Source organism: Micromonospora sp. NPDC047521 (genome assembly GCF_055587305.1).
Genome location: NZ_JBVJGN010000001.1, coordinates 630,317 through 642,617, shown reverse-complemented (window position 1 = coordinate 642,617; position 12,301 = coordinate 630,317). Strand labels below are relative to the sequence as shown.

Genomic DNA, 12,301 nt, shown 5'->3' with positions numbered 1-12,301 from the left:
GGTGCGGGGTCGGGGTTGGCGCGTCAGCTGAGGAAGAGCGTCACCGGGAGGGCGACCAGGGTGGTGGCGACCGCGAGGGCGGTGGCACCGAGCACCCGGGGCGGCCGGTCACTGACCAGCAGGCGCTGCACCCGTACGTCCAGATCCCGGTCGCCCACGCCCAGCGCGCCGGCCGGGGTGATCCGGTGACCGGCGGCGGCGAACCGGCGCAGCGCGCCCGCGAGGGGCGCCTCGGCGTGCAGCTCGCGCGCCTTGTCGTCGGCGCGCATCTCGACCAGCAGGGCGACCCGCTCGTGCGCCTCGCGGACCCAGCCGAACCACGGCAACGCCCGGCAGAGCGCGGTGAACGGCAGCAGTACCAGGTCGTGCCGCTCGTGGGCGTGCGCCCGCTCGTGGCTGAGCACCGCGGCCAGCTCCGCCCGGTCCAGCAGGCTCAACGTGCCGGCACTCACCACCACCTGCGGCTTCACGCCCGGCAGGCAGTAGGCGGCGGCGCTCGGATGATCCAGCACGAGCGCGCCGGGTGCGGCCGGGTCGTCCCGGGCGACGAGGGTGAGCAGGTCCCGGTGGCGGCGCTGGGCGCGGACCGTGCCGTGGATGCTGCGCACTGTCGTGGCGAGCAGTACCGCGCCGATCCCGAAGCCGACCCCGACACCCGCCAGGTGGAAGGCGGTCTCCCCGACGGGCAGGGTGCCGTGCGCGAGATCGGAGGCCAGGGCGAGCAGCGCGCTTCCGGTCGGCAGGTCGTACGCGCTCAACCCGAGCGCCATCGGCAGGCCCATCGCGGACAGGCCCAGCGCCAGGCCGACCGCCTGCCAGCAGACGATCGCCACCCGGGGGCTGCGCCACGTCCAGGTCGAGCGGGCCAGCACCTGAGCGGTCAGATAGCAGGCCAGCATGGTGGCGGCGAAGTGCACGGCGTACGCCATGGCGCGCCCTACCGCTCCGCTGCCTCGTCGGCCGTCCGCCGGCCCGCCGGCCCGTCCACGCGGTCGGTCAGCTCGGCCCCGCCAGTGGTGCCCGGCCCGGTCAGTCCGGCCTCGCTGCCCAGCGCCGCGCGCAGCACCTCGGCCTCGGTGCCGGTGACCGAGCGGGCGAAACGCACGAGCGCGGCGTCCCGGCTGCCGCCCAGGTCGAGGGCGTCGAGCATCAGCTGGGCGATGTGCGCCTCACGGCTCGCCGCCGGCCGGTACCGCCAGGCCCGGCCCTCGCGTTCGCGCTGCACCATGCCCTTGCCGGCGAGCCGGTCCAGGACGGTCATCACAGTCGTGTACGCCAGCTCGCGGCCGTCGAGCGCGTCGGCCACCTCGCGTACGGTCACGCCGTCCGACGTGCCCGGGACCACGTCCCACAGCACGTCCATCACCGCACGCTCAAGATCGCCCAACCGAGTCACAAAACCAATCCTACCCCCGGTAGTAGACCCTTACCTCCCGCGCCCACCCCCAACCCCGGGGCTGATCATGAGGCTGACCGGCCGAGCGAGATCGAACACCCGTCAACCCATGATCACCAACCAAGACCGTCGGGCCGGCCGAAGATCCGCGCAACATCCCTGTTCTTGTGCAGATCTTGGGCTGCCGGTGGCGGGGCAGGGCAAGGAGGGGAGGGGCGGCAACCCAACCCGAGGCAGAACCCGTGAGCTGACCCACCCGACGAACCCGGCCCACGTCAGGTTCTCGGGGGAGCCCTGCCCACGCAGGGATCAAGCGTGACCGCCCGGAGTGGGCAGGGCTCCCCGGAAAACCAAGAGGCCGGGAGCGAATCACACCCCCTTGGGGTGCCAGACCGTCTTCGTCTCCAGCAGGGACGTCATCCGGGCCAGACCCGGGTCGGCGGACCAGTCGTGCTCGGTCGGCGCCGGCCGGAGCACCCGCTTGAGGTTCTCGGCGGCCTTGACCTCCAGCTCGGTGGCCAGCTCGGTGTCGGTCACCCCGGTCAGGTCGATCGCGTTGACGTCCATGTGCGCGGCAAGCGTCGGCGCGGTCTCGGTGATCGCGCCGGTGAGGATGTTGACCACCCCGCCGGGCAGGTCGGACGTGGCGAGCACCTCGGCAAGCGTGACCGCCGCCAGGGGCTCGGACGGCGACGCCGCGACGACAACCGTGTTGCCTGTGACGATCGCCGGGGCGATCACGCTGACCAGGCCGAGCAGCGCCGGACGTTCCGGGGCGACCACGGCGACCACCCCGGTCGGCTCCGGCGCGGAGATGTTGAAGTACGGGCCGGCGACCGGGTTGGCGCCGCCGTACACCTGGGCGAGCTTGTCGGCCCAGCCGGCGTACCAGACCCAGCGGTCCACTGCCGCGTCCACTTCGTCGCCGGGGATGCCCAGGGCCACGAACTGCTCGCGGCGGCCCTCCAGCATCTCGGCGGCCCGGTAGAGGATCTGACCCCTGTTGTACGCGGTCGCCCCGGCCCAACCCTTCACGGCGGCGCGGGCGGCGACCACCGCGTCCCGGGCGTCCTTGCGGGAGGCCAGTGACACATTCGAGGACTGCACGAGATACGACCGTCCCGACTCGCTGCGCGGGAACTTCCCGCCGATGAAGAGCTTGTACGTCTTGCGTACCGCGACCCGCTCAGACATTGAGGTAGCCCTCCAGCCCGTGCCGGCCGCCCTCGCGACCGTAGCCCGACTCCTTGTAGCCACCGAACGGCGAGGTGGGGTCGAACTTGTTGAACGTGTTGGCCCAGACGACGCCGGCGCGCAGCCGGTCGGCCATCCACAGGATCCGGGAGCCCTTGTCGGTCCAGATCCCCGCCGACAGCCCGTACGGTGTGTTGTTGGCCTTCTCGACGGCCTCGGCCGGGGTGCGGAAGGTGAGCACCGACAGCACCGGCCCGAAGATCTCCTCGCGGGCGATCCGGTGCGCCTGGGTGACCCCGGTGAAAATGGTCGGCGCGAACCAGAAGCCACGCTCGGGCAGGTCGCACGGCGGCGACCAGCGCTCGGCGCCCTCGGCCGAGCCGGCGTCGGACAGCTCGCGGATCCGCTCCAGTTGGGCGGCCGAGTTGATCGCCCCGACGTCGGTGTTCTTGTCCAGCGGGTCGCCGACGCGCAGCAGGGCCATCCGCCGCTTCAACGACTCCAGCACCCGGTCGGCGACGTTCTCCTGCACCAGCAGGCGGGACCCGGCGCAGCAGACGTGCCCCTGGTTGAAGAAGATGCCGTTGACGATGCCCTCGACGGCCTGGTCGATTGGCGCGTCGTCGAAGACGATGTTGGCGGCCTTGCCGCCCAGTTCCAGGGTGAGCTTCTTGCGGGTGCCGGCGACGGACCGGGCGATGGCCCGGCCGACCTCGGTCGAGCCGGTGAACGCGACCTTGTCCACGCCGGGGTGCTCGACAAGCGCGCGACCGGTGTCGCCGGCGCCGGTGACGATGTTGACCACACCGGCCGGCAGTTCGGCCTGCTGGCAGATCTCGGCGAACAGCAGCGCCGTCAGCGGGGTGGTCTCGGCGGGCTTGAGCACCACCGTGTTGCCCGCCGCGAGCGCCGGGGCGATCTTCCAGGCCAGCATGAGCAGCGGGAAGTTCCACGGGATGACCTGCGCGGCCACGCCGATCGGCTGCGGGTTCGGCCCGAATCCGGCGTACGGGAGCTTGTCGGCCCAACCGGCGTAGTAGAAGAAGTGCGCGGCGACCAGCGGCAGATCGACGTCGCGCGACTCCCGGATCGGCTTGCCGTTGTCGAGGGACTCGAGGACGGCCAGTTCACGGGAGCGCTCCTGGATGAGGCGCGCGATCCGGAACAGGTACTTCGCCCGGTCGCGGCCCGGCATCGGACCCCAGACCTTGTCGTACGCCTTGCGGGCGGCGCGTACCGCACGCTCCACGTCCTCGGCGCCGGCCTCGGCGATCTCGGCCAGCACCTCCTCCGAGGCGGGGTTGATCGACTTGAAGCTGCCACCGTCGGTCGGGTCGACGAACGTACCGTCGATGAACAGCCCGTACGAGGGTTTGAGGTCCACCACCGAGCGGGACTCGGGGGCGGGGGCGTATTCGAACATCGGCTATCAGTCCAGGGTGAAGTAGTCGGGACCGGCGTAGGTGCCGGTCGTCAGCTTGGTGCGCTGCATCAGCAGGTCGTTGAGCAGGCTGGACGCGCCGAAGCGGAACCAGTCCGGGTCGAGCCAGTCCGCGCCGACGGTCTCGTTGACCATCACCAGGTACTTGATCGCGTCCTTGGTGGTCTTGATGCCGCCGGCCGGCTTCACGCCGACCTGCCGCCCGGTGGCGGCGCGGAAGTCGCGGACCGCCTCCAGCATCACCAGGGTCACCGGCAGCGTGGCCGCGACGGGGACCTTGCCGGTGGAGGTCTTGATGAAGTCGCCGCCGGCCAGCATGGCCAGCCACGAGGCGCGGCGCACGTTGTCGTAGGTGGCCAGCTCGCCGGTCTCCAGGATCACCTTGAGGTGGGCGTCCCCGGAGGCCTCCTTGGTGGCCACGATCTCGTCGTAGACCTCGGAGTAGCGCCCGGCCAGGAACGCACCCCGGTTGATCACCATGTCGATCTCGTCGGCGCCGGCCGCGACGGCGGCCCGGGTGTCGGCGAGCTTGATCTCCAGCGGCGCCTGACCGGACGGGAACGCCGTCGCCACGCTCGCCAGGTGCACACCGCTTCCGCGCAGCACCTCGGCGACGTGGGGGACCATCGCCGGGTAGACGCAGACCGCGCCGACGTGCGGGCACGACGGGTCGGCCGGGTCGGGGCGCAGCGCCTTCGCGGCAAGCGCGCGCACCTTGCCGGGGGTGTCCGCGCCCTCCAGGGTCGTCAGGTCGACCATGCGGATCGCCAGGTCGATCGCCTGCGCCTTGGCGGTGGTCTTGATGGAGCGGGTGCCGAGCTGTGCCGCCCGCTGCTCCGCGCCGACCTGGTCCACGCCGGGCAGGCCGTGCAGGAAGGTCCGCAGAGCGGTCTCGGATCGTCCCAGCTCGGAGAGCTCCGACCGGGCCGACGTCGTTGTCGCCGTCATGCCACGAAGTCTACGCACGAAACAGCTGAGTGATCTTGGTCACGCCGGGCCGCTCCGACGTGAGCGGCGTCGCTGCACCGAGCGCAGCCGCACCGCGGCACCGACCGGACCGGTAGGTTGAGCGATCGTGGACGTACACGTCATTGACCACCCGCTGGCCCAGGCCCGGCTGACCGCCATGCGGGACGCGCGCACCGATTCGTCGACGTTTCGGGCGTCGCTGCACGAACTGACCACCATGCTGGTGTACGAGGCGGCGCGTTCCTTCCCCGTAGAGCGGTACCCGGTGCAGACGCCCGTCACCGGCACCGAGGGCACCCGGCTGGCGAACCCGCCGCTGCTGGTCCCGGTGCTGCGGGCCGGGTTGGGTATGGCGGACGCCGCGCTGGGCCTGCTGCCGGAGTCCTCGATGGGCTTCGTCGGTCTGGCCCGCGACGAGGAGACGTACGAGCCGCGCGCGTACATGGAGTCGCTGCCCCGCGACCTGGCCGGTCTGCCGGTGCTGGTGCTCGACCCGATGCTTGCCACAGGCGGCTCGCTGGAGCACTGCTGCCGGCTGCTCGCCGACCGCGGCTGCACCGACATCACTGTGCTCTGCGTCCTCGCCGCGCCTGTCGGCATCGAGCGCCTGGAACGCTCCGGTCTGCCGTTGCGCCTGGTCACGGCCTCGATCGACGAGGGGCTGAACGACCGCAAGTTCATCGTCCCGGGCCTCGGCGACGCCGGCGACCGCCAGTTCGGCGGCATGCCCCGGTTCTGACGCGTTACCCCGGTCGGTGCCGGGTCCGGCGGGTTCGCGCGCGGTATGGCGTGGACCCGCTAGCGTCTCCGGCCATGACTGGTGTTGCGCTCGCCGAGGAGTTGCTGCTCCTCGCCTACGACGACACGACCGGCAAGGCGACCATGCCGCGGATCAGCCTGGACCTCGGCATGGCCGCGGCGGTGCTGGTCGAGCTGGCCCTGGCCGGTCGGATCGCGTACGCCGACGGCTCCCTGACCGTGGTCGACCCGACGCCCACCGGCGAGCCGGTCGCCGACGAGGTGCTGGGCCGGATCGCCGCCGACACACCGCACACGCCGGCGTCCTGGGTGCAGCGTCTACGACACGGCCTGCGCGACAGGATCCTCGGTGACCTGTGCACCCAGGGTGTCGTCAGGGATGTCGACGAGACCGAGCTGGGCTTCATCCACGTGCACCGCTACCCGGTGGTGGACAGGTCCGTCGAGGCGGACACCCGCCAGCGGCTCACCGAGGCGCTGACCGGCGCGGCGGCCCCGGACGAGCGGACAGCCGCGCTCGCCACCCTGGTCGTGGTGCTGCGGATGGAGACCGCGCTGGGGATGAGCGGCGAGACCGCAGCCGACGCCCGCCGCCGGCTGGAGGAGATCGCCACCGGCGCCGGGTTCTCCGGCGAGGTGAGCGCCGACGACTCGGTGGTCCGCCCGTCGGTCGGTCTGGTCGTTGCCGCCCTGGCCACGGCGGTCGACGCGGCGCTCGGCAAGCGCGCCTGACCGTCGGGGCCCGCCCCCATCCCCGGCGCCCCCTTTGCTGTGCTTCAACCCGCGCAACACAAACGGCCGCCGCGTGTTGCCTCCGTTGAAGCAGAGCAAAGGGAACGGGACAGGTGGGTGGGGGTGGGGTCGGGCGCGGTCAGATGCCGAGGGCGGCGGCGACGTCGGCCCGCAGCCGCGCGATCGCCGCGCCAGCCCGGGCCCGAGCGGCGGCGACATCGCCGCCGGCCACCGGCTCCACCACCTCGAGGTACGCCTTGAGCTTCGGCTCGGTCCCGGACGGGCGGATCACCACCCGGGCCGCCGCGGTGCGCAGGATCACCACGTCCGACTCGGGCAGCAGATCCTTGGCGCCGTCCACCGGCTGCCCGAGCAGCGTCCTCGGGGTGGCCGCCCGGATCCGGGCCATCGCGTCGGCGATCAGCCGCAGGTCGTCAACCCGGACCGAGAGCTGGTCGGTGTGGTGCACGCCGAACTCCGCAGCGAGCTCGTCCAGCCGGTCGGTGAGCGTACGACCCTGCGCCTTGAGGCCGGCGGCGAGTTCCGCCACGGTGAGCGCGGCCGTGATGCCGTCCTTGTCCCGTACGTGCTGCGGGGCGACGCAGTAGCCCAGCGCCTCCTCGTAGCCGAAGACCAGTGGCGCGCTCCCGCCGCCGGCCCGGACGATCCACTTGAAGCCGGTGAGCGTCTCGTCGTACGGCAGGCCCCGGGCGGCGCACATGGCCCGCAGCAGGGACGACGAGACGATCGTCGTCGCGTACAGCCCGGTCACCCCGCGCCGCATCAGGTGGTCGGCGAGCAGGACACCGACCTCGTCGCCGCGCAGCATCCGCCAGCCGTCGCGGTCGTCACGGACCACCACGGCGCAGCGGTCCGCGTCCGGGTCGTTGGCGATGGCGAGATCCGCGCCGGTCGAGTCGGCCAGGGCGATCAGCCGGTCCACCGCTCCCGGCTCCTCAGGGTTGGGGAACGACACGGTGGGGAACTCCGGGTCCGGCTCGGCCTGGTCGGGCACCACACCGGGCACCGGGAAACCGGCGCGGGCGAACGCGGCGGTGAGCACCGCCGCGCCCACCCCGTGCAGCGGGGTGTACGCCACGCTCAGGTCCCGCGACCCGTCCGGGTCGATCACCGCTGTCGCCCGTTCGACGTACGACGCGACCAGGTCGTCGCCGAGCACCTGGCCGGGCGCGCCCAGCGGCACCTCGGTGAGCGGGCCGACCGCCCGGATGGCCGCCTCGATGCCGGCGTCTGCGGGAGGCACGATCTGCGCTCCCGCGCCCAGCTCGCCGCCCAGCTCGGCACCCAGGTAGACCTTGTAGCCGTTGTCCTGCGGAGGGTTGTGGCTGGCCGTCACCATCACGCCGGCGACCGCGCCGAGCTGGCGCACCGCGTACGCCAGGACGGGGGTGGGCAGTGGGCGCGGCAGCAGCAGCGCGGGACGCCCAGCCCCGGTGGCCACCTGGGCGGTGCGCTCGGCGAACTGCCGGGAGCCGTGCCGGGCGTCGTACCCGATCACCAGGGGGCCGGTGCCGCCCTGCGCGGCGAGCCAGTCGACCAGGCCGGCGGCGGCCCGGGTGACCACTGCCAGGTTCATCCCGTTCGGGCCGGCGCGCAGCGGCCCACGCAGGCCCGCGGTGCCGAAGGTGAGCGGCCCGGCGAACCGGTCGGCCAGGTCGGGGGCGCTCGACGGCAGCGCGTCGAGCACCGCCGTCAGCTCGTCCCGGCTGGCCGGGTCCGGGTCGTCGGCCAGCCAGCGCCGGGCTTGCTCACGAATGTCGTCGATGTCAGTGGTGTCCGCCGCCATGCCCCTTGATAGCACGGCGGCGGATCACCGCTGTCGGTTCCCTCCGGCTCAGCCGTCCCCGGTGAGCTGGAACGTGCGCACCATCTCGTCGAAGATGGGCTTGCTCTCGGCGAACTTGGCGTCGGTGGCGGTCAGGTAGAACGAGTACGCCTTGCCGCCCTGCGCCAGACCACGCCAGACGCCGTGCCGCATGGTGTCGCCCTCGCCACATGTGTACTCGAATTCGGCTGCCGGCTTGCTGGCCAGCTCCGTCTCCGTGGCGCTGATCTGGGCGTACGGCTTGACGCAGGAGGTGCTCCTGGTCTTGAGGCCGTTCTCGGCCGTCTCCGCCCACCGGGTGGAGCTGCTGGACCACTTCTCGGTGATGATGCGGACCTTGCGGCCGCTGTCCTCCGGGTCGATGTAGTCGGTGTAGGAACCGCCGGTGGCCTTCTTCCAGCCCTTCGGCACCATGACCTGGATGCCGCGGGCGGCGTGCTCCTGCATCTCCACGCCCGGCCCCGCGGCGGCGGACGGAGTGGGCTGCGCCTGCGGCGCGCTCGGGGCCGGATCGTCGCCGCCGGAGAGCGCCACCACGGTGATCAGCAGCACGACGGCCAGCCCGCCGGCCGCGGCCAGCTGGACCTTGCGTGGCCAGCCCTTGACCGTGCTGACCAGTTGGCCCCCGGTGGCACGGACCTTGTCGAGCGCGCCGCCGCCCGACGGGGCCTGCGTCGTCCAGGGCTGACCGGTGCCCGGCACCGACCACTGGTTGCCGCCGCCGTAGGTGCCCCCGACGCGCTGGGTGGCCTCCGGCGCGCCGCCGTACCCGACCTGCTGGGTGGCGTCGGACTGGTTGCCGTAGGTGACCCGCTGGGTGGCGTCCGGGTGCGCCCCGGCGTCCACCCGCTGGGTGGCGTCGGCGTTGCCGCCGTAGGTGCGCCCGACGACGGGCCGCCCGGGGGCGGGCATCGCGCCGGTCGGGGTGTGCAGCGGACCGGCCAGCGCGTCGGCGCTGGTCTCGTCGAGCCCGGCGGCGCCGGCGGGAGCGGCAGGCGGCGGGCGTTCGCCGCGACGCAGCGCCGCCAGCCGGTCGGTCAGGGACTCTTCGGGGGCCAGCATCGCCCGGCCGCCGATCTGGTTGTCCGGCTTGGGCTCCGGCTGCGCCGGCGGGTGTACGGGTGCGGGGCGCTGCTGCACCGGCACCACGGCGTACGGGTCGGTGACCGAGTGCACTGCGGTGGCGGTGCTGCCCAGCGGGCCGGCGAGCAGCTCGCGGAGCATGGCCCGGGAGGTGTGCACGTCCAGCCGGCGGGCCGGGTCCTTCTCCAGCAGGCCCATCAGCACCCGGGTCAGCGGGCCGCTGCGCTGCGGCGGGGCCGGCGGGTCCTCGACCACGGCGTGCATGGTCTCGATCGGGTCGCCCTTGTCGAACGGCGGCCGGCCCTCGACCGCCGTGTAGAGCGTCACACCCAGCGAGAACAGGTCGCTCGGTGGGCCGAACTCCTGGCCCATGGCCCGCTCGGGCGAGATGAAGTGCGGGGAGCCGAGCACCATGCCGGGGGTGGTGAGCTGCACGTCGGTGGGCATCCGGGCCACACCGAAGTCGGTGAGCACGCAGCGGCCGTCGGTGCAGATCAGCACGTTGGCCGGCTTGACGTCGCGGTGCAGCACGCCGATCGCGTGCGCGACCTCCAGCGCCCCGAGCAGCGCGATGCCGATCTTGGCGACGGCGCGGGGAGCGACCGGACCGTCCTCGATCACCATGTCGGCGAGGCTGCGCGCGTCCAGCAGCTCCATCACGATCCACGGGCGACCGGCCTCGGTGACCACGTCGTACACCTGCACCACTGCCGGGTGCTGGATCGCGGCGGCGGCGCGGGCCTCGCGCAGGGTGCGCTCGTACATGGCGTCGCGGTCGCTGGGGGCCAGCCCCGGGGGCAGGACGACCTCCTTCACCGCCACGTCACGGCGAAGCAACGTGTCTGTGGCGCGCCAGACCGTACCCATGCCGCCGTTGCCCACCGAGGACCGCAGCGAGTACCGGTCACCGATGGTGGTGCCGGGTGCTGCGCGGCCGTTGGCGGGACTGACTGGTCCGCCGCTCCACGTCGGGATCTGAGTCACAGAAAAGCCACCGGGGGAAATCGAGGGGGCTGGGACACAACCCCCCTATCTTGCTGGGTCCGACGCCCGATATGAAAGCCGACGCGACGGGCGTTTATCGAAGTCGACAGAACGTGCCCTGTCGTTCACCTCCTGTCGACCGGTCGGGACGCACTGTGCGGTATCCCTCACCCGACGACATGCTCAGGCGTCCTACCATCCGGGGATGAGCGAACGGCGGTCAAGCGAGTCCGGTTTTCCGATCAAGGGCGTCTACACGGGTGCCGACCTTCCGGAGGACCTGGACTCCCGGCTGGGCGGTCCCGGCGAATTCCCGTACACCCGGGGCGTCTACCCCACCATGTACACCTCCCGCCCGTGGACCATGCGCCAGTACGCCGGCTTCGGCACCGCCACCGAGTCCAACGCGCGGTACCACCAGCTGTTGCGGGCCGGCACCATGGGCCTGTCGGTCGCGTTCGACCTGCCGACCCAGATGGGCTACGACTCCGACGAGCCGATCGCGCACGGCGAGGTCGGCAAGGTCGGCGTGGCCATCGACTCCATTGAGGACATGCGGCTGCTCTTCGCCGACATCCCGCTGGACAAGGTGTCCACCTCGATGACCATCAACGCGCCCGGCTCGGTGCTGCTGCTGCTCTACCAGCTCGTGGCCGAGGAGAACGGGGTGCCCGGCGCGGCGCTCAACGGGACCATCCAGAACGACATCCTCAAGGAGTACATCGCCCGGGGGACGTACATCTTCCCGCCGAAGCCGTCGCTGCGCCTGGTGGCCGACACGTTCGCGTACTGCCGCAAGGAGGTGCCGAAGTGGAACACCATCTCCATCTCCGGCTACCACATGGCCGAGGCCGGCGCGACGCCCGCGCAGGAGATTGCGTTCACCCTGGCCAACGGCGTGGAGTACGTGCGGGCGGCGCTCGCCGCCGGGCTCGCCGTGGACGACTTCGCGCCCCGGCTGTCGTTCTTCTTCGTGGCCCGCACCACGCTGCTGGAGGAGGTGGCGAAGTTCCGCGCCGCCCGGCGGATCTGGGCCCGACTGATGCGTGACGACTTCGGCGCCAAGGATCCGAAGTCGATGATGCTGCGGTTCCACACCCAGACCGCCGGCGTGCAGCTCACCGCGCAGCAGCCCGAGGTCAACCTGGTCCGGGTGGCGGTGCAGGGGTTGGGCGCGGTGCTCGGCGGCACCCAGTCGCTGCACACCAACAGCTTCGACGAGGCCATCGCGCTGCCCACCGAGAAGGCCGCCCGGCTCGCGCTGCGGACCCAGCAGGTGCTGGCGTACGAGACGGACCTGACCGCCACGGTGGACCCGTTCGCCGGCTCGTACGTGGTGGAGGCGATGACCGCCGAGATCGAGGCCGCCGCCGTGGAGCTGATGGAACGGGTGGCGGACCACGGGTCGGCGGTGGACGCCATCGAGGCCGGGTTCCAGAAGCGGGAGATCGAGCAGTCCGCGTACCGGATCGCCCAGGAGATCGACTCGGGTGAGCGGGTGGTGGTGGGGCTCAACCGGTTCACGGTGGACGAGGAGGAGCCGTACGAGCCGTTGCGGGTTGACCCGGCGATCGAGGCGGCGCAGGCCGAGCGGCTGGCGCGGTTGCGCGCCGAGCGGGACGCCGACGCGGTGGCGCGGGCGCTCGCCGACCTGCGGGCCGCCGCCGACGGTACGGAGAACGTGCTGTACCCGATGAAGGAGGCGCTGCGGGCCCGCGCCACGGTGGGTGAGGTCTGCGGGATGCTGCGCGAGGCGTGGGGGCTGTACCGGCCGACCGATCGGTTCTGATCGTCCTTCTGTCGTTTTCCCAGGTCAAGGGGTGTTTGCGGGCTTCGGCGGAGCTACCGTGGAGGGCGGAACCCCTGGGCGGCGTGGCCCTCGCGGGGGCGTTTGCGG

General features: G+C 72.3%; 10 protein-coding genes. 3 read left to right on the top strand and 7 right to left on the bottom strand.

The genetic code is table 11. The features are described 5' to 3' along the window. Window positions 1–23: 23 nt before the first annotated feature. From ACZ6N8_RS03045 to deoC, 5 genes are all read right to left on the bottom strand, one after another. A complete protein-coding gene (locus ACZ6N8_RS03045; RefSeq protein WP_466007095.1) occupies window positions 24–929 on the bottom strand; it encodes a M56 family metallopeptidase in 906 nt (301 codons plus the stop codon). An 8-nt stretch (window positions 930–937) separates the two neighbouring features. Continuing rightward, window positions 938–1,396, bottom strand: a complete 459-nt coding sequence (locus ACZ6N8_RS03040) for a BlaI/MecI/CopY family transcriptional regulator (protein WP_466007093.1) — start codon at window positions 1,394–1,396, stop codon at window positions 938–940. Between the two features lie 369 nt (window positions 1,397–1,765). Further along, window positions 1,766–2,590 (bottom strand): aldehyde dehydrogenase family protein, encoded by an 825-nt coding sequence (locus tag ACZ6N8_RS03035; RefSeq protein ID WP_364368223.1) that lies wholly within the window; start codon window positions 2,588–2,590, stop codon window positions 1,766–1,768. Beyond that, a complete protein-coding gene (locus ACZ6N8_RS03030; RefSeq protein WP_364368220.1) occupies window positions 2,583–4,013 on the bottom strand; it encodes an aldehyde dehydrogenase family protein in 1,431 nt (476 codons plus the stop codon). The genes ACZ6N8_RS03035 and ACZ6N8_RS03030 overlap by 8 nt, the downstream gene beginning before the upstream one ends. Window positions 4,014–4,019: 6 nt before the next feature. Next, complete coding sequence (deoC, locus tag ACZ6N8_RS03025) at window positions 4,020–4,979, bottom strand: deoxyribose-phosphate aldolase (protein WP_466007091.1); 960 nt, start codon at window positions 4,977–4,979, stop codon at window positions 4,020–4,022. Between the two features lie 127 nt (window positions 4,980–5,106). Here deoC and upp point away from each other — a divergent pair, with 127 nt between their 5' ends. Together upp and ACZ6N8_RS03015 are read left to right on the top strand one after the other, a co-directional pair. Then, window positions 5,107–5,739 (top strand): uracil phosphoribosyltransferase, encoded by a 633-nt coding sequence (gene upp, locus ACZ6N8_RS03020; RefSeq protein WP_139585043.1) that lies wholly within the window; start codon window positions 5,107–5,109, stop codon window positions 5,737–5,739. Between the two features lie 74 nt (window positions 5,740–5,813). Beyond that, window positions 5,814–6,491: a GOLPH3/VPS74 family protein gene (locus ACZ6N8_RS03015; RefSeq protein ID WP_466007089.1), complete on the top strand. Its 678-nt coding sequence runs from the start codon at window positions 5,814–5,816 to the stop codon at window positions 6,489–6,491. Window positions 6,492–6,630: 139 nt separating this feature from the next. Here the strand turns inward: ACZ6N8_RS03015 and ACZ6N8_RS03010 are convergent, their stop codons facing one another. Both ACZ6N8_RS03010 and ACZ6N8_RS03005 read right to left on the bottom strand, forming a co-directional pair. Then, a complete protein-coding gene (locus ACZ6N8_RS03010; protein ID WP_466007087.1) occupies window positions 6,631–8,298 on the bottom strand; it encodes a phospho-sugar mutase in 1,668 nt (555 codons plus the stop codon). A 48-nt stretch (window positions 8,299–8,346) separates the two neighbouring features. Continuing rightward, window positions 8,347–10,404 (bottom strand): serine/threonine-protein kinase, encoded by a 2,058-nt coding sequence (locus ACZ6N8_RS03005; RefSeq protein ID WP_466007085.1) that lies wholly within the window; start codon window positions 10,402–10,404, stop codon window positions 8,347–8,349. A 205-nt stretch (window positions 10,405–10,609) separates the two neighbouring features. Between ACZ6N8_RS03005 and ACZ6N8_RS03000 the strand changes: the two genes are divergently transcribed. Next, entirely contained in the window at window positions 10,610–12,193 is a 1,584-nt protein-coding gene (locus ACZ6N8_RS03000) for an acyl-CoA mutase large subunit family protein (RefSeq protein ID WP_466007083.1), read from the top strand. The last annotated feature ends 108 nt before the right edge of the window (window positions 12,194–12,301 follow it).